Here is a 22617-nt window from a genome sequence, read left to right as displayed (position 1 = left end):
ACAGGCGTGTGCGACAACAGAGCGCGATGAAAGGATTTTACCCTGTCTTATAACGCTTAAACATAAGAGAAAATGGTAACTTATAGTCGATGGTGATTTTTTTCAGGCGATGTGTTGCGGGTAACTGGCTGAATTTGCGCTAAAAATGCGTGATGACGGGATGTGATAGTGAAGTTTTACTAATAATTTTCATCAGGATCTATTGATTTATCTACGCGCGTAGATACACTAGGTCCCCAGTGATTGCTCACGGTGCCCGATGCACAGTAGGCCCATCGATTGTTAAGTTACATTCGCTCAGTTTAAGCGACCGGTGAAAAATACACCGGCGAAATGGGGCGAAGAACAAGATTCCAACACCAGGGAATCCTTTAACCTTTCATCATGGTTAGTCAACTGAACGTCGTCACCGGGGAATTTCCGCTTTTATCAGGGAATCGACCCATGGACGGGCGTTTATCGATCTGCATACTCATTCAGGGATAGGGTTATGACGGCACACAACTCCGTTAATCAGCAGGCATCACTGTCATCCACTTCAGCCGCCGATGAGCGGTTTAACACCCCTTCAGGCCGCAAAGATTTCTGGCGCGCCACTTTCTCATGCTGGCTCGGAACGGCAATGGAGTACGCGGATTTCGCGCTCTATGGCCTGGCGGCCGGTATTATCTTCGGCGACGTCTTCTTTCCGGAATCAACCCCTGCCATGGCACTGCTCTCCAGCTTTGCTACCTGGTCAGTGGGCTTTGTTGCCCGGCCTATCGGCGCACTCTTTTTCGGCTGGCTCGGTGACCGCAAAGGCCGAAAGGTGGTGATGATCTCCACCATCATTCTGATGGGCGCTTCCACGACGTTTATCGGCTTAATCCCGAGCTATGCCTCTATTGGCGTCTGGGCGCCTGCCTGTCTGGTTCTGCTGCGCTTTACGCAGGGTTTCGGCGCTGGCGCGGAGTTATCGGGCGGCACGGTGATGCTGGGCGAATATGCGCCGACAGAGCGTCGCGGACTGATCTCTTCCGTGATTGCGCTGGGTTCTAACAGCGGCACACTGCTGGCTTCGCTGGTCTGGTTGCTGGTGGTACAAATGGATCAGCAGAGCCTGCTGGAGTGGGGCTGGCGTATTCCGTTCCTCAGCAGTGCGTTGATTGCGCTGGTTGCCTTGTGGATTCGACGTCATCTGCGCGAAACGCCGGTGTTTGAGCGCAGAAAAGCGGAGATGGAAGCGGAACGCGCAGGCGTGCTGGCCGCTCCGGTGGTGGATCAGCGGCCTTTCTTCCAGCGTACCCGTGCCTTCTGGACCATGGTTGGCCTGCGTATCGGCGAAAATGGCCCCTCCTATCTGGCGCAGGGCTTCATCGTCGGTTACGTCGCGAAGGTGCTGATGGTCGACAAGTCCGTACCAACCACTGCTGTGTTCCTCGCGTCGTTGCTGGGTTTCCTGATCATTCCTTTAGCGGGCTGGCTCTCTGACCGCTTTGGTCGCCGGGTGGTTTATCGCGTGTTCTGTCTGTTACTGATGTTCTACGCCTGGCCCGCCTTTACGCTGCTCGACACGCGTGAACCGATGCTGGTGATCCCGGTTATCGTGGTCGGTATGGCGCTGGCGTCGCTGGGTATTTTTGGTGTGCAGGCGGCATGGGGCGTGGAGATGTTCGGCGTTCATCATCGCTACACCAAAATGGCAGTGGCTAAAGAACTGGGTTCCATTTTGTCCGGCGGAACCGCACCACTTATTGCCGCTGCTATGCTTTCTTATACCGGTCACTGGTGGCCGATTGCGGTTTATTTCTCGGCGATGGCCGCAATTGGGTTCTTTACCACCTTTGTCGCGCCTGAAACGCGAGGGCGGGATCTCAATCTGCCTGAAGATGCCATCTAGCTTTGCCTGAGGATGCCATCTGCCAGGATAGCGCGAAAAGCAGCAGGCCGTGTAAAGCGGCCTGTTTTTTTATGGAGGAACGTGATGTGCCTAAGTCGTTAACGGGAAAAGTGACCCGAAGTGAAGTTGCGAAAGCGGCAGGCACCTCAGTGGCAGTTGTCAGTTATGTCATCAATAACGGGCCTCGCCCGGTTGCCGAGGCGACCCGTCAGCGGGTACTGGAGGCGATTAAAGCCACCGGTTACCGGCCAAATGCGGCAGCACGCGCACTGGCATCCGGTAACACCAAAACCTTCGGATTGGTGGTGCCCAACATCGGCAATCCTTTTGTGGCCTCAATGGCGCACGTGTTGTTGCAGGAGTCGATGAATCACGGCCACGTTATGCTGCTGGGTGATGCAGGTGATGACCGGAAGCGCGAACTGGAGTTAATTCAGGGACTGCTGAATCGGCAGGTCGATGGACTCTTTTACAACAGCGTCGATCGCCATCCTTACATTGACCTGATTAAAGCCAGCGGTACGCCACTGGTCATGCTGGAGCGGGTTGAGCCTCAGCCGGGCGTTAACATGCTGCGGGTCAATGAGCGTCAGGCCGCCTGGCAGGTGACGGCACATCTGTTGAGTCATGGTTATCAGCAGGTCGGCATAATCAGCGGCCCGGTCGATATGCTTAACGCGCAGGATCGTATTCAGGGCTGGCGTGATGCCATGCAGGATCGCGGGCTGCCGATTGATGAATCGCTGATGTTTCCCGCCAGCTACACCCCACAGGGCGGATACGCTGCGGCACAAACCATGATCGCCCGGGGTCGTGTGCCTCGTGCACTGTTTACCAGCAACGAAGGTCAGGCGATTGGCGCGCTTCGCGCCTTTTCCGAACATCAGATCCGTGTGCCACAGGATGTGGCGCTGGTCTGTTTTAACGGTACCAATCACTCCTCGTTTCACGTCCCGACATTAACGACCGTGCGCCAGCCACTGCGTGAGATGGCTCGCTCTGCGATTCATATGCTGAAAGAGGGACAGAGCGAAGCGCAATTAAAGGAGTTTCCACACTACCTTGAAATCGGTGAATCCTGCGGCTGTGAGCCGCAAAGCCAGAGTTAGCCTATAAAAATATGAAAAGAATTATTATTGACTGCGATCCCGGCAACGGTATCGCGGGTGCCAACACCGATGATGGGCTGGCGATTGCGCTGGCCTTAGCTTCACCTGCACTGTCGCTGGAATTGATCACCACCGTGGCCGGTAACACGCCATGTGAAGTTGGCGCGCGCGTCGCCAAAGATCTGATCGTCCGGCTGGGATTATCTATCCCGGTAATCCAGGGGGCGACGCAGGCGCTACAGGAAGATCCTGCGCCGTGGCGCGAGACGCTGGATAACCGGGTCAATCAGCTTGCGCTGGGTGAGATGTGGCAGGGCGTGCGCCAGCCAGCGGATGTCGCGGCGGATGCGATTGATGCCGCTGACGCTATCGGCAAACTGATTTGCGACAATCCGGGCGAGATTACCCTGGTGGCGATTGGCCCGCTGACGAATGTGGCGCTGGCAATGCAGCGCTATCCCGCCATGGCCGACGCTGTGGCGGAAATTGTCATTATGGGCGGCGTATTTACGCTGGATGATTATATCAAAGACACCAATTTTGGACTGGATCCGGAAGCGGCCCATCAGGTGCTGCACAGTGGTGCAGCAGTAACGCTGGTTCCGATGGATGTCACCACGCAGACGCTGCTGACCCAGCAGGATTTGACCCGCCTGACCGCCGTCGATCATCCACTGACCGAATTTGTGCGCGACACGCTGCGTCCGTGGATCGACTATTCGATGGCGACCCGGCATCTGGCGGGATGCTGGATCCACGATGCGCTGGTAGTCGCCTGGTTGCTGAATCAGCGGGTCGCGGCAGGCATCGATTACCGGGTGGATATTGAACTGCGTCCCGGTGCGACGCGCGGCAAAAGCTGGCGTTATCGTCAGCCCCTTCGGCTCACTGTCGGCGTGCCTGAGCAGTGCGGCGCATCGGTGCATGTGCTGCATCGTGTCGATAACACGCTGCTGTTATCGATTATTGAACAGGCATTTAAGCGCCTGAAATCCTGATGTCGTGGGCGATTAACTCGCCCGCGTGCTGGCGGCAGCGGATCGGTTTCCAGAAGGGCGCGGTGGCCATCAAACGCTGACGGTATCCGTCAGTTTGTCAGCCGCATCAGGACGCGGGCAGAAGGTGCAGGGCTTGTGTGAGCTGATACCCGGCATTACATTGCTTCGCACACATCGACCCAGCGGGCGTTAGTCAGTTCAGCCATCAGCTGTGGGGTAATGCGGACGGCGCTGTGGATAGCGCCGGCGGCGGGCAGGACTTCCTCGAAACTGCGTAGTGAGACATCACAGTAAACGGTCAGCGGATTCTCAAGACCGAAAGGACAGACGCCGCCCACCGGATGGCCGGTCCAGTTAATCACCTCGTCCACGCTCAGCATTCGCGCTTTCGCCCCCAGCGCCGCTTTCAGCTTGCGATTATCCAGCCGGGCATCGCCTCGTGTCACAATCAGCACCACGTCGTTTTTCACTTTCAGTGACAGGGTTTTGGCAATCTCTCCTGGCGTCACGCCATGGGCGCGGGCAGCCATCCCGACCGTCGCAGTGCTTTCGGCCAGTTCAATAATTTCAATTTCAGGGGCGTGTTCGGCGAAGAACTGGCGCACGGACTCCAGGCTCATCTTTCTCTCCAGGCTGATCGAAGGCGTAAAAATTGCCACAAGCCTCAGTGCCTGTAAACGAGATAAACGGAGAATTCAGCGTAATTAAGTCTGTTTAGCTGCCGCTCAGGGTGCAGTTGCCGCATTGTTCGACATCGGGAATGCGATAACGCTGGCAGCAGCTGCGACGGACCAGTTCGCCGTTGCGCGGGATCATGGTGCGGTAGAGCGGGTTTTCGCTGCCATCCAGCAGCCGCTGGTTGAAGAACAGCGCCTGCTCCAGTTGCAGCACCAGCGACTCATCGATCTGGCTTTTCAGCTCACCCAGGAACCACTGAAATGAGTAGCCCATATTGTTCCAGATGAGTCGGGCGTTGATATCACCATGCTGCGTAATACCATTGACCACCGGGATCAGATGCTGCTGAATCAGCCGATCGATACGCTGCTGAGGGTTAAGATAGCGCGCTTCTTCATCCTCCTGCACATCGATCCAGAAAGTGGCCGGATGACCATTCTCATGAAAACCGACGCGGATATGCTCTGGCGAGCAGTCCAGCGCACGCGACTCCTGCAACAGCGCCATGATCAGTGTTGGCAGCAGCAGGCCAAAATACCATTGCGCCCAGAGTGACAGCACCGGTTTCGCTTCACGAACGGCATCAGGATGATCGCGATAGAGATAATCGCTGTAGCGCTGAATAATTGGGGTAAAGGCTTCTGATTGTGACCAGGCGGCGAGGGTCAGCGTGTCGCGCGGCGCAGGCTGGCTGAGCTTCGTGGATTCAAGCAGATAGCTGCGCTGTTGTTGCAGCCGCTCATGCAGACTTTCCGCCAGTGGACGGTCATTCTGCCGGAAGATCATCGACTGAGCGTTAAAACGCTGTTCCTGAGCTGAAACGGTTGCCATGACGACTCGCGAAAAGTGTAGATAAGAAAGCAAATGATAATCGTTATTGATTAACTCTACAAGTCGTGTAAAAAATCGTCGTTGCGGGTGGGAAAACGGCAGGGTTGAGGTCAGTTATCCGATCGGGCAGAGCAGCAAAGAGCCGGGCATATCGCGCCGAAGCTTCAGTGATTACCGATGGCGTTACGTTTAATTATGCATGTTCACTGGCGGTCTGATGCTGTTTTCGGGGTAAATCTTCCCAGGCGAGAATGGTATTCCGGCCCTGATTTTTAGCCACATATAATGCGCTGTCAGCATTGGCGACCGCCAGGTCAAATTCATTATCGTAAATAGGCGCGATGCCGGCACTGATGGTGACGTGGGTTGAAACGGTTTCATTAAAAAGATGAGGAATTTCTAAATCCAGCACGTACTGACGGATTCGCTCTGCCAGTTTCATGGCGATGGAACTGTTCACATTGGTCATCAATACCAGAAACTCTTCGCCGCCATAGCGGGTGACAACATCGCGTGAACGCACCGCATCACGAATTGCGACAGAGACCCGCGCCAGCGCCTGATCGCCCATCGCATGCCCGTAATTGTCGTTATAGGACTTAAAGTGATCGATATCCAGCAGCAGCACATAGTGGCTGCCAGCATGGTTTTCCAGAATATTATCCAGCCGGTTCTTAAGACCACGACGGTTATAAAGCCCGGTCAGCGGGTCGAGCATGCTGAGGTCGCTGAATGTCTCTTTCTCTTCGTAGAGCTGATGCATCAGGCGCAGAGTAAAGTTGTCGGCACGGCGGCGCATCAGATGCTGTAGTGAAAAACCAATCAGCGGCAGCGTAATGGTCAGCAGGATCAGCGGCAGGTGCTGCGCATTGTCGAGCAATAAAACGGTGAGCACCGGTGGCGTGACATGCAGACAAAAAGCCCCCAGATAGTCGCTCAGGGCGATGGCACTGATAAATAACACACTAATCAAACTGATAATAAGAAAGCCACCATCAAAATAGAACACCTGATGAAAGCGATAATTAATATGCCAGGCCCAGAGCATTCCCAGCAGCAGCGCCACAGGATTTAACAGGGGAAGTTTTACTTTAGGCCATATTAAAAGAGCAATTAACATGATGCCGCTAAAGGCCGCGACACTCATTACCGGCAGGGTCGTCTCACTTTGCTCACTGTTCATTATTGGCAGCAGATGAAATAGCGAAACGGCGATATTCAGAAACAGAAAAAGCATGACTGAAAGCCGGTATTTACTCTGTTTCAGTTCTTCATAAGATTGTAATTTCATTATAAGTACTCGTGACGACCCTGAAATACCAAAGCACACGCCAGCAAAACCAGGTTCTGCCAGACAATGAGCAAATTATTGCTGTTGCTGTTATTAAAGGTGTTATCGGCCGCAATCTAGCATTTTCCAACTGGTCTGTCATCTTCGTTGCCGGGCGTGACAAAAACAGGCTGCAGTGCAGGCAAAACTGTCATATGATAATGGGAATGCTTATCATTTGAGGTTTGTGTCATGGGGATAGCGATTATCGCGGCCTGCGGCCTGTGGGGAGTCAGTTGGGCACTGGGTAAAAAGCTGGATAGTGCGTGGGGCGTGTTGCTGCCGTGCATTGCGCTGCCGCTGTTCGCCTTATGGGAACCGAGCTTCAGCCAGTGGCGGATGGTGATGACGGTTGCGCTGCTGCTGACAGTCGTGATGCTGTTTAACCAGCGGCTGCGTCACTATCTGCTGCTGCCATCCTGTCTGGCGTTAGCGGGCGGACTGGCGGCTGTCTCTGTGAATTTTCATCTGAATTAACATAAGCGGAGTGGTTAAAACCGGCGTACAGGATAAAGCGGCTGGAAAAGGTAAAGCGACCGGAAAACAGAACAACTGAAAAAGGTAAAACGAGCAGGGGGTAAAACGAAACTACAGGGGAACAGAAGAGATGAGCGGGAAAGGCCTGAAGATGACAACGTTGGTGCGAAGAGAGGGACTTGAACCCTCACGTCCGTTAAGACACTAACACCTGAAGCTAGCGCGTCTACCAATTCCGCCACCTTCGCATCGAGTTGTCTGTTCATATCACCGCAATGGTGCGAAGAGAGGGACTTGAACCCTCACGTCCGTTAAGACACTAACACCTGAAGCTAGCGCGTCTACCAATTCCGCCACCTTCGCGCAGTGCTCGCGATATGAAACTTGTGATTTTGGTGCGAAGAGAGGGACTTGAACCCTCACGTCCGTTAGGACACTAACACCTGAAGCTAGCGCGTCTACCAATTCCGCCACCTTCGCATACCCGTAACACCTTGAGAATGTTACAACCACGGAGGCGCATTCTAGAGATTTTACTCTTTGCGTCAACAACTATTTCGTCGGGCTGAAACGATCGCTGTAAAAAGCAACGTTTTCAGCCCGGCAAAGCAGTTAACAGCAGGAAAAACCCTTAGCGCGTTTTGGCACCGCGACCATAGACGGCACGGTAAACTTTAAAGCGCCCGGTTTGCGCGATGACTTCGTGACTGCCGAAGGCTTCATCCAGCGCCTGCGGATAGGGCAGGAAGGTGTTAGCAACGATACGCAGCTCGCCGCCGGTATTCAGGTGCTTCACCGCACCACGAATCAGCGCCTGTGCGGCGTCGAGGCTGGTCTGAGTGCCTTCATGGAAGGGCGGATTAGAGATAATCATGTCGAAACGACCGGTCACGTCAGAGAAGACATTGCTGGCGAAGACTTCGCCCTCGATGCCATTGGCGGCCAGCGTCGCTTTACTTGCTTCAATCGCCGCTGCATGCACGTCACACAGCCACAGACGCACTTTAGGCGAACGAGCAGGCAGCGAGGCGGCAATCACGCCCGCGCCACAGCCCATATCCAGCACTTTACCTTTGGTGTGTGGGGTAAAGGTCGACAGCAGCAGGGCGCTGCCGCTATCCAGACCGTCACGGCTGAAGACGCCAGGCAGGGTATGAATCGTCAGACCATCGAGCTGATACTGGTGACCAAAGGTGCTGGCATCGAATTCAGGCTGTTTGTCGAGGCGACCGTGGTAGAGACCACAGCGACGCGCGCTGTCGATCTTCTCCAGCTTCACCCATGACTCCATCATGCCTTCGGCGCTGCGCACGCCGCTGCGGTTTTCACCGACCACGAACACGTCGCAGCCCACCGGCAGCAGCGACAGCAGGTTCTGCAGCTGGAACTGCACTTCCGGCTTATTCTTGGTCCAGAAGTAGACCAGGGTATCGCAGCCCTGCACATCTTCGGCCTGCGCAACCATTCCGTAACGCGCCTGCTCGCCCATACGGCGGCTCAGGTTTTGCCAGTGATGATATTGCTGGGTGTGAACGCGCGACGAGGCGGTTTCCAGCTGAGCGGGCAGGTCATCCTGCAGATCGCCAGCAAATAAAACATGGCGGGCGGTAAATTCATCACTGTGGCGCAGAATGACTTCGCTGGCCGGGGTAAAAGCAGACATGTAGGGCTCCTGTAAGATCTGAGCGGGGATTATAGTGGTTTGTTGGCGCATGTTCGATGGGTTTGCTAGCATAGCGTCGCATTCAGGCAGCAGAACAGGTAACACCATGACGTCCAGGCGCGACTGGCTTTTACAGCAAATGGGAATTACGCAGTACCAACTGCGCCGCCCGCGCGTGCTTCAGGGCGAAATTGCCGTCACGCTGGCACCGGACACGCAGTTAATTATTGTCGCTGACGCGCCCCCCGGTTTACATGAACCGCTGATGCGCGATGTGCTGCATGCCCTCAATCTGCAACCCGCTCAGGTAATGACCGTGACACCGGATCAGCTGCAAATGCTGCCGGAGACGCTGAACTGCGCGGGCTGGCTGCTCGGCGTAGAGAGCGAACAGACTTTCAATGGCGTGGCATTAACCAGCGCCTCTTTTAATGAACTGATCAGCAGCGGCGTCGCCAAACGCGCGCTCTGGCAACAGATGTGTAACCATGACAGCCATCTCTTTACTCACCCCTGACGATCTGGCGCAGGCCTTCGCCATTGAGTGTCGTAGTCACGCGTTTCCCTGGAGTGAAAAGACGTTTGCCAGCAATCAGGGCGAGCGCTTTATCAATTTACGTCTCGACGTTGACGGCAAAATGGCCGCCTTTGCGATTACGCAGGTGGTACTGGACGAAGCCTCGCTGTTTAACATCGCGGTCGATCCCGCTTTTCAGCGCCGGGGATTGGGCCGCCAGCTGTTGCAGCATCTGATCGATGAGTTGATCAAACGCGACGTGCTGACGCTGTGGCTGGAAGTGCGGGCCTCGAACCTGCCCGCCATCGCGCTCTATGAACAGCTTGGATTCAATCAGGTCAGTCGTCGCCCCAACTATTATCCCACCGCCAGCGGCCGTGAAGATGCCATTCTCATGGCACTGACGCCGTAGCGGTGTTAAGGAGCTTTAATGATTGATAACTGGGATTGCATCCTGTTTGATGCCGACGATACCCTTTTTCATTTCGACGCCTATGCCGGTTTGCAGCGCCTGTTCGCCGGTTATGACGTGCAGTTCACCGACCAGGATTACAGCGATTATCAGGCGATAAACAAGCCGCTGTGGGTCGATTATCAGAACGGTGCTATCTCCGCGTTACAGCTGCAGACTCAGCGTTTCAATCACTGGAGCGAAAAGCTCAGCGTTGCGCCGGAGATCCTCAACAGCGGCTTCCTCAGCGCAATGGGAGAGATCTGCACGCCGCTGCCGGGCGCGGTCAGCCTGATGAATCAGCTGCATGGCCGGGTGAAAATGGGCATCATCACCAACGGTTTTACTGCGCTGCAGCAGACGCGTCTGGAGCGCACCGGTTTCCGTGATTACTTCTCGGCGCTGGTAATCTCCGAGCAGGTCGGCCAGCCAAAACCGGCGCCAGAGATTTTTGATTACGCACTGAATCTGATGGGCAACCCGGATCGTGAGCGGGTGCTGATGGTGGGTGATACGCCAGAGTCAGACATTCTGGGCGGCATGAATGCCGGTATTAAAACCTGCTGGCTCGATCATGGCACCCGGCCATTGCCGGAACATATTAAGCCCACCTGGCAGGTCAAATCACTGGGCGAGCTGGAAGCGCTGCTCATCGGCTAACGCAAGACGCCTCGCAAATCAGCATCTTTCCCATAAAAAAGGCCCGCACAGCGGTAATACTGGTCAGTTAAGATTAGATTTGTAAAGGCTGTCACGGTCAAACGTGGCAGCTTTATTTCCGGGCGAGCGAGCCGCAGTGCGGGCCAGAGCACCTCTGCTGCTGCCGGGCCGTCCTCGCGCCGCTCACGCGGTACCTTCGGCTTTGACGTCGTGCCGACGAACCGTTCGGGGATCGGCCCTCCCTGGCCGGCCCCGAACTGTCCACGCTTCCCGGCGTGGACTTCTGGCCCGCCGTCACGCCTCAGCGCTGCGGATAGCCCTTTCAGCAGCAGAGGCGCTCAGGCCTCCACTCTCGTGCCCTTTTTAACAATACACACTGAAGTTTCAGAGCAGGCCGGGGTCGCTCAGGGGCAGGCAATCCGCAGCGCTGAACAGAATGAGTCTGCCAGGAGAGCCCGCAGGACGCGGGCGAAAGGCGGGGCGGCACAGGATGTGCCATCCCCGGCGGTCCGTCAGGCAGGCGAATGAAGTGAAGGAACCGCGCAGCGGCGCGAGGACCGCCAGCCCCTGAGCGGCACCAGACTGCGTTATCACCTGTCGCTTAACTGACTGGCATTACCGCATAGCGGGCCTTTCTTGTTTTATCTTTACAGCAGCGCCGGAACACTACTCTTTCTTCTCGTCGTCCTCATCCCGATCCTCTTTCACCGGTGTACTGGCGGTGAGCAGGAACGGCGACTGCTGCCAGCGGGTGCGGCGGTGGCGCAGCAGAGTGCGTGAGAGAATAATGCCAATTGCCAGCGCCAGCAGCATCATCAGACGCAGAATATTGGTGGTGTTATCGACCTGATGCGAGTCGGTGACGAGCACGTGGGTATCCAGCGTCACGCGCAAAAAGCCCAACGGACCCTCGTTTCCGGCCAGCGGCTGCACAATCTGATGGTTGAAATAGCTGCCCGCGCGCTGGCCGTCGAGCGCCAGCCGATCGCGTACATTGATGTTTTCACCGCTGTGCGCCACTAGACTTCCGTCGCCGTCATAGACCGATGCATCCAGAATACGGCTGTTAGCCGTCATCTGATTAAGAATGGCTTCTATCTGAGTCCGGTTATTTTCACTGTTGTCCATCAACGGCTTAAGGCTGAACGCCACCTGGCTGGTCAGCGTATGCGCCAGCTCCTCGACCTGTTCAGAACGCGCCGCCTGATGGCCGAGGCTGAACCAGGATGCGCCCTGCATCAGCACGACCAGCAGCGCCATCGAGATGAGAACGATCACGGTACGATGTAAGCGAAATTTCAGTGCGGTTTTAGCCATTAATCATCCGGGTCATATCACAACAGAAAGCCTGGAGATTATGTTGCCAGAAGCGGCGCAGACAAGGTAGCCTCTTGCGTGGTTTTGTTGTCCCTACAGGAGCTCTGATGCCAAATCGTTTAACCTGGTGCGATCTTCCCGCCGATGTCTCCCTCTGGCCGGGTTTGCCCCTTTCTCTTAGCGGTGATGAAGTGATGCCGCTGGATTATCGCGCTGGCCGTACCGGCTGGCTGCTGTATGGCCGCGGGCTGGATAAGCAGCGGCTGACCGATTACCAGCACCAGCTGGGTGCCGCCATGGTGATCGTCAGCGCCTGGAACGTCGATGAGTATCAGGTGATTCGCCTGGCGGGATCGCTGACGCCGTTTGCCAGCAAGCTGGCGCACGACGCCGGACTGGATGTCGCGCCGCTGGGCAGAATCCCGCATCTCAAAACGCCAGGCCTGCTGGTGATGGATATGGACTCCACCGCGATTCAGATCGAGTGCATCGATGAGATTGCAAAACTGGCGGGCTGTGGCGAGCAGGTGGCGGAAGTCACGGAACGTGCGATGCGCGGCGAACTCGACTTCACCGCCAGCCTGCGTCAGCGCGTGGCCACGCTGCAGGGCGCGGACGCCAATATACTGAAACAGGTGCGTGATGCCCTGCCGCTGATGCCAGGCTTAACCACCCTGACGCAGAAGCTGCAAGCGCTGGGCTGGCAGGTTGCCATCGCGTCTGGCGGCTTTACCTACTACGCCGAATACCTGCGCGACAAGCTGCATCTGTCGGCGGTGGTTGCTAATGAACTCGAAATTCGCGACGGCAAACTGACCGGCAACGTGCTGGGACCGATTGTCGACGCACAATACAAAGCCGATACCCTGAAGAAGCTGGCGCAGCGTTTTGACATCGCGCCGGAACAGACGGTGGCGATCGGCGATGGTGCCAATGACCTGCTGATGATCAAAGCCTCAGCGCTGGGCATTGCGTTCCATGCTAAACCTAAGGTGAATGAGCAGACTGCGGTCACCATTCGCCATGCCGATTTAATGGGGGTGTTCTGCATCCTCACCGGCAGCCTGATCCACGAAGAGCGTTAACTGAGGTATTGATTTGGCCAAAGCGGCAAAACGCGCATTTGTCTGTAACGAATGTGGCGCAGATTACCCACGCTGGCAGGGGCAGTGCAGCGCCTGTCACGCCTGGAACACCATCACCGAGGTGCGCATTGCCGCCTCGCCCGCGGCTGCGCGTAACGAGCGCCTGAGTGGCTATGCCGGCAGCGCCGGAACCAGCCGGGTGCAGAAGCTCTCTGAAATCAGCCTGGAGGCGTTACCGCGCTTCTCGACCAGTTTCAAAGAGTTTGACCGGGTGCTGGGCGGCGGGGTGGTGCCGGGCAGCGCCATTCTGATTGGCGGCAGCCCCGGCGCAGGCAAATCCACGCTGCTGCTGCAGGTGATGTGCCGGTTGTCAGAGGGGATGAAAACCCTGTATGTCACCGGTGAAGAGTCACTGCAGCAGGTGGCAATGCGCGCCCATCGTCTGGGATTACCCACCGAAAATGTGAATATGCTGTCGGAAACCAGCATTGAGCAAATCTGCCTGATCGCCGAACAGGAGCAGCCGCAACTGATGGTGATCGACTCGATCCAGGTGATGCACATGGCGGAGATCCAGTCATCGCCCGGCAGCGTCGCCCAGGTGCGTGAAACCGCCGCTTACCTGACGCGCTTCGCCAAGACGCGCGGCGTGGCGATCATCATGGTTGGTCACGTTACCAAAGATGGCTCCCTGGCCGGACCGAAAGTGCTGGAACACTGTATCGACTGTTCAGTGCTGCTGGATGGCGATGCCGATTCCCGCTTCCGCACCCTGCGCAGTCATAAAAACCGCTTCGGCGCGGTCAATGAACTGGGTGTGTTTGCCATGACCGAGCAGGGCATGCGTGAAGTCAGCAACCCGTCAGCTATTTTCCTGTCGCGCGGCGAAGAGATCACCTCGGGCAGTTCGGTGATGGTGCTGTGGGAGGGAACGCGACCGCTGCTGGTGGAGATTCAGGCGCTGGTCGATCACTCGATGATGGGCAATCCACGCCGCGTGGCGGTAGGTCTGGAGCAGAACCGCCTGGCGATTCTGCTGGCAGTATTGCACCGTCACGGCGGATTGCAGATGGCGGATCAGGATGTGTTCGTCAACGTGGTCGGCGGCGTCAAAGTCACCGAAACCAGTGCTGACCTGGCGCTGATGCTGTCGATGGTGTCGAGCCTGCGCGATCGTCCGTTACCGCAGGATCTGGTGATCTTCGGCGAAGTGGGACTGGCGGGCGAAATCCGTCCGGTGCCCAGCGGTCAGGAGCGCATCGCTGAAGCGGCGAAGCATGGCTTCAAACGCGCCATTGTGCCGGCAGGGAATGCACCGAAAAAACCGATTGCCGGGATGCAGGTTTTCAGCGCGAAGAAGCTGGCCGATGCGCTGGCGATTCTGGACGATCTGTAACGCGCCTGCGGCCGCCAGCGAAAAGCCGCTGGCAGGCCGCTCCCACCTTAACCGCATTGATGCAGGAGGCACGACATGTCGTCGTTTGATTATCTGAAAACGGCCATTCGCCAGCAGGGCCACACGCTGCAACAGGTCGCTGATGCCAGCGGCATGACCAAAGGCTATCTGAGCCAGTTGCTCAATGCCAAAATCAAAAGCCCCAGCGCGCAAAAGCTGGAGGCGCTGCACCGTTTTCTGGGTCTGGAGTTTCCGCGACGCGATAAAACGGTCGGCGTGGTGTTTGGTAAATTCTATCCGCTGCACACCGGCCATATCTATCTGATTCAGCGCGCCTGTAGCCAGGTCGATGAGCTGCATATCATTATGGGCTACGACGAGCCACGTGACCGCGAACTGTTTGAGAACAGCGCGATGTCACAACAGCCCACGGTCAGCGATCGACTGCGCTGGCTGCTGCAGACCTTTAAGTATCAGAAAAATATCCGCATTCACGCCTTTGATGAGGAGGGGATTGAGCCCTATCCACACGGCTGGGATGTCTGGAGTAAGGGCGTCAGCGCGTTTCTCAGCGAGCATGGTATTGCGCCGGATTGCATCTACACCAGCGAAGCGCCCGATGCGGAGATGTATCAACAGCATCTTGGCATTCAGACCGTACTGGTCGATCCCAGCCGATCCTTTATGAGCATCAGCGGCGCGCAGATCCGTCAGGATCCGTTCCGCTTCTGGGATTATATCCCGACCGAAGTGAAACCTTTCTTTGTGCGCACCGTGGCGATCCTCGGCGGGGAGTCGAGCGGTAAATCGACGCTGGTGAATAAACTCGCCAACATCTTCAATACCACCAGTGCCTGGGAATATGGCCGCGACTATGTCTTCTCCCACCTGGGCGGTGATGAAATGGCGCTGCAATATTCAGATTACGACAAGATCGCGCTGGGCCAGGCGCAGTACATCGATTTCGCGGTTAAATACGCCAATAAAGTGGCGTTTATCGACACCGACTTTGTGACCACGCAGGCGTTTTGTCTGAAGTATGAAGGGCGTGAACATCCGTTTGTGCAGGCACTGATCGATGAATATCGCTTTGATCTGGTGATCCTGCTGGAGAACAACGTGCCGTGGGTTGCCGATGGCTTGCGCAGCCTGGGCAGTTCCGTGGATCGACGGGAGTTTCAGTCGATGCTGGTGACGATGCTGCGGGAAAACAACATCGAATTCCTGCACGTGCAGGAAGATGATTATGACACCCGTTTCCTGCGCTGCATTGAACTGGTGAAAGCGATGCTGGGCGAGAAAAACGCCCAGCCGTAACGCATGCTGTAACCCGGTCTGCCGCAGGGCAGCCGGGTCAGCGCATTAATACACCATCACTACTTTGCCGCGCATGTGGCCTTCCAGTACGCGCTGATGGGCGGCGGTTAAGGTCTCAACGCTTAAGCCGTGCAGCGTCTCGCTCAGTGTGGTTTGCAGCTTACCTTCATCCAGCAACGCCGAGACGGCATCCAGAATCTCACCCTGACGCGCCATATCCGGCGTGTTAAACATGCTGCGGGTGTACATCAGCTCGAAATGCAGGGCAGCACTCTTCAGCTTCAGCTGATCCATCGACAGCGGATGTTCGTTTTCCACGATGGTGCAGATATGACCCTGCGGGGCAATAAGCTTTGCCATGGTTTCCCAGTGACCGTCGGTATCATTCAGGCAGAAGATATAATCGACCTGTTTAATGCCCTGTTTTTCCAGCTCTCCAATCATATCTTTGTAGTTGATCACCAGATCGGCGCCGCGATCGCGGCACCACTGCGCGGAATCTTCACGCGAAGCGGTGGCAATGATCTTCACCTTGCTGCGCAGTTTTGCCAGCGGGATCGCCAGCGATCCGACGCCGCCTGCGCCGCCCACGATCAGCAGCGTCTGATCTTCCGTTGCTGACTCAAGGTTCAGTCGCTCAAACAGTCCTTCCCAGGCGGTCAGGGCCGTCAGCGGGATCGCGGCCGACTGCGCCCAGTCCAGGCTCTCTGGCTTGTGACCGGTGATGCGTGAGTCAACCAGCTGCTCGGTGCTGTTACTGCCAGGACGGGTCAGGTCACCCGCATAAAAAACTTTATCGCCTGGCTTAAAGTTGCTGACTTTGCTGCCCACTTCCAGCACCACACCGCTGGCATCCCAGCCGAGGATGCGTGGCTGCTCTAATCCGTTCTTCTTCGCCCCTTTGTGAACCTTGGTATCGACCGGGTTGACCGACGCGGCTTTGACTTCGACCCGCAGGTCATACTCCCCTGGCGCTGGGGTGTCAGGGAAAATTTCAGTGAAGTTTTCAGGACTTTCCGGATTAATTGCGATAGCGCGAATAGACATACATTTTTCCTGTTTAGTCAGGCTGGAAGCCTGGATCTGGTAGTTGCCATTCTGGCCCTGAAGAGTGCTCACACTCCGCAGGAGTCTGTGCCACGCTGTCCGTGGCAGACTGGCTGATGATTCGGAACAGGCTTTAAGTGTAGAACCTGATTTTAGCGGTGATAAGATGGACAATCTTTCATAGAGTGTTCGTCTGAGGTGAACAATGGCATTTCGTCAGTGGCAGGATATGGCACTGTTTGCGCTGGTGGCGGAGTGCGGCAGCTTTACCGGCGCGGCAGAACGCGCAGGGCTGCCAAAATCGAGTGTCAGTCAGCGCATCAGCCAGCTGGAGCAGCGGCTGGGGATTCGTCTGCTGAACCGCACCACCCGCCAGCTCAATCTGACCTTTGCCGGTGAGCGCTATCTGCTGCATTGCCAGGAGATGATGCAGGCCAGTGAACGCGCCGATCAGGCGATCGCCAGTCTGCGCGAAAACCCCAGCGGGCGTCTGCGCATCACCAGCCCGGCGGGGATTGGTGCCACGCTGCTGGCGCGCTGTAACGCGGCGTTTTTACGTCTCTATCCCGATGTGACGCTGGATGTCTCGATCTCCGATGAGATGCGTGATCTGGTGCAGGAGGGCTTTGATGTAGCGCTGCGCACCGGTCAGCCGCAGGAGTCCTCGCTGATTGGCCGCCGGATAGGCAACTGCCCGCGACTGCTGGTCGCTTCACAGCGCTATCTTGATCAGCATCCGCCGCTGGTTCATCCACAGCAGTTGTCGGCCCACCGCTGTATAGCGCATCGCGCCTGGAATGAATGGGTGTTGCAGCGCGATGACGAGTTCTACCGCTGGCTGCTGCCGCCAGGCCATCTCACGGATAATTTACTCTATGCGCGCGAATCTGCGCTGGGCGATGCGGGCATTACGCTGCTGCCGCACTTTCTGACCGACGGGGCGATGGCGGATCCCCGGCTGGTGCCGGTATTGCCGGAATGGGAAATCGAGGGGAATGAGCTCTGGCTGGTCTATCCGGGCCGTAAACTGAATTCACCTGCGCTGGCGCGGTTTATTGAGTTCGCGCTGCAGTCACCGGTGTTCAGGGAGTTTTATCGCTGACCGGTACAATGTGGCGCAGGAAGAGTGCCGCCATTTTTTCCGGGCCACTCTGGTAACCCGCGATATTTGCCGCTAACCAGTCGCTGGGGCTCACGCCTTCCCAGTTCACCTGATAGCCTGCGTGAAGAATGATATGTTCGAACAGAATGCGTAATGCCCGACCGTTTCCTTCCCGAAAGGGATGCAGGATATTGAACTCGCAGTAATACCAGGCAACCTGATGACAAAAAGCTTCATGGTCAGCCTGCTCAAGCCATCTTTCACATGCCAGTTTTGCACATAATTTCTCCGCTTCACGCAGAATAAAAGCGGGCTGGCAAAAGCGGGTCTCTCCTTTGCTGATAGAGATATCGCGTATCTGCCCCGCCCAGCTATAAAGCTCGTTAAACAGGCAGTAATGAATGTGACACAGTGACTGAAGGGTAAAAGGAGGATGAGAGAGCTTAATGGTGTGAATGGTCAGCGCGGTCACATCACGCTCAGCCTGATCCAGCAGGGTTTGTTCGCGAATATCATAGCGATTGATCAGCACATCGGAATCGGGATAACAGTAGTGATCTCGCCAGACAAGATAACGATTCACGTTGGCTTCCTGCTACTGCTTATAGCGGCGTCGAACCTGTTCCAGGGTCGATAATTCAGCATCTGCTGAAATACGTATCCCCTCCAGCAGGGAACTTGCGGCAAAGTTTGCGACTTTAGTGGCTTCATAAATCGCTTCAGCTTTTTTAGCCACTGGCCGCTCAGCTTTTTTCTTCATTGCATTCAGCCCTTAAAACGTCACTGGTGAAGCAGGAGGAGGCCTGAGCCTCCCCCTGACATCGTTACTTCGTCATACGCTTGTACTTGATGCGCTTCGGCTCCAGCGCTTCGGCGCCGAGGGTACGCTTCTTGTACTCTTCATATTCGGTAAAGTTACCTTCGAAGAATTCGATGTTGCCCTCATCCTGATAATCCAGGATGTGCGTGGCGATACGGTCCAGGAACCAGCGGTCATGCGAGATCACCATGGCACAACCCGGGAACTCCAGCAGGGCGTTTTCCAGCGCGCGCAGGGTTTCAATGTCCAGGTCGTTGGTTGGTTCATCGAGCAGCAGCATGTTGCCGCCAACCTGCAGCAGCTTCGCGAGGTGCAGACGACCACGCTCACCACCCGACAGTTCGCCTACGCGTTTGCCCTGATCGACGCCTTTAAAGTTAAAGCGGCCGACATAGGCGCGGCTTGGCATCTCGGTGTTACCGATGCGCATGATGTCCTGACCGCCGGAAACCTCTTCCCACACGGTTTTGGCGTTATCCATGCTGTCGCGGAACTGATCCACAGAGGCCAGCTTGACGGTTTCACCCAGTACAATCTCACCGGAATCAGGTTGTTCCTGACCAGACATCATGCGGAACAGCGTTGATTTACCCGCGCCGTTCGGACCGATAATCCCGACAATCGCACCTTTCGGTACCGAGAACGAGAGATCGTCAATCAGCACACGGTCGCCATAAGACTTACGCAGATTGCTGACTTCCAGCACTTTGTCACCCAGACGGGCACCTGGCGGAATGAACAGTTCGTTGGTTTCGTTACGCTTCTGGTAGTCGGTGTTGTTCAGCTCTTCAAAGCGTGCCAGACGGGCTTTGCCTTTAGACTGCTGGCCTTTTGGCCCTTTGCGCACCCACTCCAGCTCTTTCTCAATCGACTTGCGACGAGCGGCTTCAGAGGAGGCTTCCTGCGCCAGACGCGCATCTTTCTGCTCCAGCCAGGAGGAGTAGTTACCTTCCCACGGAATCCCTTCACCGCGGTCAAGTTCCAGAATCCAGCCTGCAACGTTATCCAGGAAGTAACGGTCATGCGTAATCGCGACGACGGTGCCTTCGAAGTCGTGCAGGAAGCGCTCCAGCCAGGCGACAGATTCGGCGTCCAGGTGGTTCGTTGGTTCGTCCAGCAGCAGCATGTCTGGTTTTTCCAGCAGCAGGCGGCAGAGGGCGACGCGACGACGTTCACCACCGGAAAGGGTGGCAATTTTCGCGTCCCAGTCAGGCAGGCGCAGCGCATCGGCAGCACGTTCCAGCTGGGTATTCAGGTTGTGACCATCGTGAGCCTGGATGATCTCTTCCAGACGGCCCTGTTCCGCGGCCAGTTTGTCGAAGTCTGCATCTTCTTCAGCATAGAGCGCATAGACTTCGTCGAGACGCTTCAGTGCGCCAACGACTTCTGACAGCGCTTCTTCTACCGACTCACGCACGGTGTGTTCAAGGTTAAGCTGCGGTTCCTGCGGCAGGTAGCCAATCTTGAGGCCTGGCTGCGGACGCGCTTCCCCTTCGATATCTTTATCGATGCCAGCCATGATGCGCAGCAGGGTAGATTTACCCGCGCCGTTCAGGCCGAGTACGCCAATTTTTGCGCCAGGGAAGAAGCTGAGCGAGATGTTTTTCAGGATATGTCGCTTCGGCGGAACCACTTTGCCGACGCGATGCATGCTATAGACGAATTGAGCCACGTTGGTTTGAGCCTCTGGGTCTGTTGGTCGTTTGAATGATGTCGAAGTTTAGCCTTTTTCACCGTTTAATCCCAGCCGGGGGGCGGCGAATATTAGCGTGGCGGAGCCGATGCCGGGCGATCCAGGCATAACTGACTGATTTCCACACTCAATCGCTGACAGAGTCAGGAGAGGATGTCAGAAAGAGGCGTCAGGGCAGGCGCAGCGGGATCGCCTGCTGGGCCAGCCAGTTTTGCAACGCCTGATCGGGCGCGCTGTCACTCACCAGCAGATCAAAGCGCTGCAGCTCGGCGATGCGGGCAGGCAGCACCTTGCCATATTTACTGCTGTCAGCCACCAGCACCGACTTTCGGGCGCGCAGCATGGCGTGATGTTTCATCATCAGCTCATTGGTGTTGTAGCAGGTTGCACCCTGATCTTTATCGATGCCCGCCGCAGAGATAAAGGCCAGCGTCGGGCAGAGATCGTCAAGGATGGTATGCACGCCAATCGGCGTAAACAGCGCGTTGTCGGCATGAAATTCACCGCCGCTGAGAATCACGTTACAGGCCGGTTTCTCTTTCAGGGTCAGAAAGGTATTCATGGCGCAGCAGATGGCGGTAAACGACAGGGTGTCGGGAATCGCATCTACGATGTAGGGCAGGGTAGTGCCGCAGTCAAAAAAGACCGTGTCGTTCTCATTGATCAGGCTGGCGGCCGCCTGTGCCAGTCGCTGCTTTCTGGCGGCATTCTGGCCATGCTGATCGCTGACAAAATAGTGGCTGGCATGACTTTTCGGATCGCTGACGATATAGCCGCCCAGCAGGACCACGCTGGAGCCCGGCTCGGTTAAATCGCGGCGAACCGTCATCTCTGAGACGCCGAGCAGCTGGGCCGCATCTTTCAGATGCAGTTTGTCGGTGCGTTTCAGCGCCTGCGTCAGCTTGTGAATGCGTTCGTCGCGCCGGGTTTCCATGGTCATCTCTCTGTTCCCTATCCTGCAGTGCGGAGGAAAGACGCCGGGATCGACGTCAATACGCTACAAACCTCACAGATTTGAATGAGTTGCGTCTCATCCGCCAGGCTGGCAGTCAATCTTACCCGCATTCCGTGAGGGCCGCAAACCTCCGCCGTGCTGTCAGCGCGTGGTGATATCGGCACGTCACCACAGGCGGTTGTGGCTTTCATACAGCGCGTTCAGTGATGTTAGCTTGTTATAATAATAACACTGAAAATCCCCTTTTATGGCGTAATTTGCCTATTATCACCGCCTCAGGATGTGGTTTTTGTCACATATTTAACCTTTAAGAATTGTTATTGTTACTTTAATAACATTTTAAGTTTAAAAAACATCCGGGAGAAAAGGTCATGACAATTGCGGTCATCGGCTCAAACATGGTCGATCTGATTACCTATACCAACAGCCTGCCGAAAGCGGGCGAAACCCTTGAAGCGCCCGACTTTGCCATTGGCTGCGGCGGTAAAGGGGCCAACCAGGCGGTCGCGGCGGCAAAAATGGGCGGCAACGTGATGATGGTCAGCAAGGTCGGTGACGATCTCTTTGCTCCGAACACCGTTGCAAATCTTCAACAACAGGGCGTGGACACGCGCTTCGTCACCACCGCACCGGGCACCTCCAGCGGCGTGGCACCAATTTTTGTCGATGACCAGTCGCAGAACCGCATTCTGATTATCAAGGGTGCTAACCAGCAGCTGAAACCGGCCGATATCGACGACGCGGCAGAGGCGCTGAAAGCCTGCCAGCTGATCATCCTGCAGCTGGAGATCCCACTGGAGACGGTCTATTACGCCATCGATTTTGCCCGCCAGCATCAGATCAACGTGATCCTTAATCCGGCTCCGGCCGTCGCCACGCTTGATATTGATTACGCCTGCAAATGCGACTTCTTTATGCCCAATGAAACCGAGCTGGAGATCCTCACCGGTCTGCCGGTCAGCAGCGATGAAGAGGTGATCCTCGCCGGACAGTCGCTGCTGAAGCGCGGCCTTAAAAATCTGATCATCACCCTGGGCAGCCGGGGATCGGTCTGGATGAGCGGCGACGAGATCCATCGCGTGGATGCCACACCGGTTCAGGCGGTAGACACCAGCGGCGCGGGCGATGCCTTTATCGGCTGCTTTGCGTATCTGCTGGTGGAAACCGGCGATGTGGCCGCCGCCATGACCCAGGCGTCTGCCTATGCCGCCTGCAGCGTCACCGGGCGCGGCACCCAGCGCGCCTATCCCGACGCAGAGAGTTTCCAGCGCTTTCTCAACCGTAACTGAGGG

Annotated in this window: 22 protein-coding genes and 3 tRNA genes; 12 read left to right on the top strand and 13 right to left on the bottom strand. The window is 56.3% G+C overall.

Going from position 1 to position 22617, the window contains the following annotated elements:
* The first annotated feature begins 490 nt into the window (after positions 1-490).
* From ACX8ZY_RS17030 to ACX8ZY_RS17020, 3 genes are all read left to right on the top strand, one after another.
* Positions 491-1879 carry an MFS transporter gene (locus tag ACX8ZY_RS17030; protein ID WP_031593277.1) on the top strand — a complete coding sequence of 463 codons (1389 nt, stop codon included), beginning with the start codon at positions 491-493 and terminating at the stop codon, positions 1877-1879.
* Between the two features lie 86 nt (positions 1880-1965).
* The gene (locus tag ACX8ZY_RS17025; protein ID WP_029519642.1) at positions 1966-2988 is read left to right on the top strand and encodes a LacI family DNA-binding transcriptional regulator; all 1023 of its coding nucleotides are present in this window, start codon (positions 1966-1968) and stop codon (positions 2986-2988) included.
* An 11-nt stretch (positions 2989-2999) separates the two neighbouring features.
* Positions 3000-3986, top strand: coding sequence for a nucleoside hydrolase (locus ACX8ZY_RS17020; protein ID WP_045140801.1), 987 nt, complete (start codon positions 3000-3002; stop codon positions 3984-3986).
* A gap of 155 nt (positions 3987-4141) precedes the next feature.
* Here the strand turns inward: ACX8ZY_RS17020 and ACX8ZY_RS17015 are convergent, their stop codons facing one another.
* From ACX8ZY_RS17015 to ACX8ZY_RS17005, 3 genes are all read right to left on the bottom strand, one after another.
* On the bottom strand, positions 4142-4606 hold the full coding sequence (locus ACX8ZY_RS17015; RefSeq protein ID WP_010671716.1) for a YbaK/EbsC family protein: 465 nt from the start codon (positions 4604-4606) through the stop codon (positions 4142-4144).
* A 94-nt stretch (positions 4607-4700) separates the two neighbouring features.
* Positions 4701-5495 (bottom strand): siderophore-iron reductase FhuF, encoded by a 795-nt coding sequence (fhuF, locus tag ACX8ZY_RS17010; RefSeq protein WP_010251473.1) that lies wholly within the window; start codon positions 5493-5495, stop codon positions 4701-4703.
* Positions 5496-5688: 193 nt separating this feature from the next.
* A complete protein-coding gene (locus ACX8ZY_RS17005; RefSeq protein WP_421665101.1) occupies positions 5689-6786 on the bottom strand; it encodes a GGDEF domain-containing protein in 1098 nt (365 codons plus the stop codon).
* Between the two features lie 231 nt (positions 6787-7017).
* Here ACX8ZY_RS17005 and ACX8ZY_RS17000 point away from each other — a divergent pair, with 231 nt between their 5' ends.
* Complete coding sequence (locus ACX8ZY_RS17000) at positions 7018-7302, top strand: DUF1435 domain-containing protein (protein ID WP_010251467.1); 285 nt, start codon at positions 7018-7020, stop codon at positions 7300-7302.
* 161 nt (positions 7303-7463) lie between these two features.
* Here ACX8ZY_RS17000 and ACX8ZY_RS16995 read toward each other — a convergent pair.
* The 4 genes from ACX8ZY_RS16995 to rsmC all read right to left on the bottom strand — a co-directional run bounded on the left by ACX8ZY_RS16995 (position 7464) and on the right by rsmC (position 8965).
* A tRNA-Leu gene (locus ACX8ZY_RS16995) sits at positions 7464-7550 on the bottom strand.
* A 28-nt stretch (positions 7551-7578) separates the two neighbouring features.
* Positions 7579-7665, bottom strand: a tRNA-Leu gene (locus tag ACX8ZY_RS16990).
* 30 nt (positions 7666-7695) lie between these two features.
* Positions 7696-7782: transfer RNA gene (locus ACX8ZY_RS16985), tRNA-Leu, on the bottom strand.
* Between the two features lie 151 nt (positions 7783-7933).
* Entirely contained in the window at positions 7934-8965 is a 1032-nt protein-coding gene (rsmC, locus tag ACX8ZY_RS16980) for a 16S rRNA (guanine(1207)-N(2))-methyltransferase RsmC (protein ID WP_010253598.1), read from the bottom strand.
* 106 nt (positions 8966-9071) lie between these two features.
* Here rsmC and ACX8ZY_RS16975 point away from each other — a divergent pair, with 106 nt between their 5' ends.
* The 3 genes from ACX8ZY_RS16975 to yjjG are packed head-to-tail and all read left to right on the top strand — an operon-like array spanning position 9072 to position 10593.
* The gene (locus ACX8ZY_RS16975; RefSeq protein ID WP_022625367.1) at positions 9072-9482 is read left to right on the top strand and encodes a DNA polymerase III subunit psi; all 411 of its coding nucleotides are present in this window, start codon (positions 9072-9074) and stop codon (positions 9480-9482) included.
* Complete coding sequence (rimI, locus tag ACX8ZY_RS16970) at positions 9454-9894, top strand: ribosomal protein S18-alanine N-acetyltransferase (RefSeq protein WP_010253603.1); 441 nt, start codon at positions 9454-9456, stop codon at positions 9892-9894. Before ACX8ZY_RS16975 ends, rimI begins: the two co-directional genes overlap by 29 nt.
* Positions 9895-9912: 18 nt before the next feature.
* On the top strand, positions 9913-10593 hold the full coding sequence (gene yjjG / locus ACX8ZY_RS16965; protein ID WP_010671712.1) for a pyrimidine 5'-nucleotidase: 681 nt from the start codon (positions 9913-9915) through the stop codon (positions 10591-10593).
* 666 nt (positions 10594-11259) lie between these two features.
* On the opposite strand, the gene ACX8ZY_RS16960 is transcribed toward yjjG, so the two are convergent.
* On the bottom strand, positions 11260-11910 hold the full coding sequence (locus tag ACX8ZY_RS16960; RefSeq protein ID WP_010253606.1) for a YtjB family periplasmic protein: 651 nt from the start codon (positions 11908-11910) through the stop codon (positions 11260-11262).
* A gap of 107 nt (positions 11911-12017) precedes the next feature.
* On the opposite strand from ACX8ZY_RS16960, the gene serB reads away from it, so the two are divergent.
* From serB to nadR, 3 genes are all read left to right on the top strand, one after another.
* Entirely contained in the window at positions 12018-12995 is a 978-nt protein-coding gene (gene serB / locus ACX8ZY_RS16955) for a phosphoserine phosphatase (RefSeq protein ID WP_010253608.1), read from the top strand.
* A 13-nt stretch (positions 12996-13008) separates the two neighbouring features.
* Positions 13009-14391, top strand: a complete 1383-nt coding sequence (gene radA / locus ACX8ZY_RS16950; RefSeq protein ID WP_010253610.1) for a DNA repair protein RadA — start codon at positions 13009-13011, stop codon at positions 14389-14391.
* A gap of 75 nt (positions 14392-14466) precedes the next feature.
* Positions 14467-15708 (top strand): multifunctional transcriptional regulator/nicotinamide-nucleotide adenylyltransferase/ribosylnicotinamide kinase NadR, encoded by a 1242-nt coding sequence (gene nadR, locus ACX8ZY_RS16945; RefSeq protein ID WP_010253612.1) that lies wholly within the window; start codon positions 14467-14469, stop codon positions 15706-15708.
* A gap of 45 nt (positions 15709-15753) precedes the next feature.
* Here the strand turns inward: nadR and ACX8ZY_RS16940 are convergent, their stop codons facing one another.
* A complete protein-coding gene (locus ACX8ZY_RS16940) occupies positions 15754-16755 on the bottom strand; it encodes a zinc-binding alcohol dehydrogenase family protein (RefSeq protein WP_033756486.1) in 1002 nt (333 codons plus the stop codon).
* Between the two features lie 205 nt (positions 16756-16960).
* Between ACX8ZY_RS16940 and ACX8ZY_RS16935 the strand changes: the two genes are divergently transcribed.
* Entirely contained in the window at positions 16961-17857 is an 897-nt protein-coding gene (locus ACX8ZY_RS16935) for a LysR family transcriptional regulator (RefSeq protein ID WP_010253616.1), read from the top strand.
* Here the strand turns inward: ACX8ZY_RS16935 and ACX8ZY_RS16930 are convergent.
* The 4 genes from ACX8ZY_RS16930 to deoR form a co-directional block, all read right to left on the bottom strand.
* Positions 17838-18440 carry a putative adenosine monophosphate-protein transferase Fic gene (locus ACX8ZY_RS16930; protein WP_192034203.1) on the bottom strand — a complete coding sequence of 201 codons (603 nt, stop codon included), beginning with the start codon at positions 18438-18440 and terminating at the stop codon, positions 17838-17840. The two genes, ACX8ZY_RS16935 and ACX8ZY_RS16930, sit on opposite strands and share 20 nt — an antisense overlap.
* Positions 18441-18452: 12 nt before the next feature.
* The gene (locus ACX8ZY_RS16925) at positions 18453-18617 is read right to left on the bottom strand and encodes a YhfG family protein (RefSeq protein WP_109652447.1); all 165 of its coding nucleotides are present in this window, start codon (positions 18615-18617) and stop codon (positions 18453-18455) included.
* Between the two features lie 64 nt (positions 18618-18681).
* The gene (gene ettA, locus ACX8ZY_RS16920; RefSeq protein ID WP_031593292.1) at positions 18682-20349 is read right to left on the bottom strand and encodes an energy-dependent translational throttle protein EttA; all 1668 of its coding nucleotides are present in this window, start codon (positions 20347-20349) and stop codon (positions 18682-18684) included.
* Between the two features lie 190 nt (positions 20350-20539).
* Positions 20540-21304, bottom strand: a complete 765-nt coding sequence (gene deoR / locus ACX8ZY_RS16915; protein WP_010253621.1) for a DNA-binding transcriptional repressor DeoR — start codon at positions 21302-21304, stop codon at positions 20540-20542.
* Positions 21305-21696: 392 nt separating this feature from the next.
* On the opposite strand from deoR, the gene rbsK reads away from it, so the two are divergent.
* Complete coding sequence (rbsK, locus tag ACX8ZY_RS16910; protein ID WP_010253623.1) at positions 21697-22614, top strand: ribokinase; 918 nt, start codon at positions 21697-21699, stop codon at positions 22612-22614.
* Positions 22615-22617 lie beyond the last annotated feature (3 nt).

It is taken from the genome of Pantoea sp. XAF26B01_ASV70, from assembly GCF_054512635.1.
Note: the sequence above shows the minus strand (reverse complement) of the source record. Positions and strands in the feature narration are given on the sequence as shown.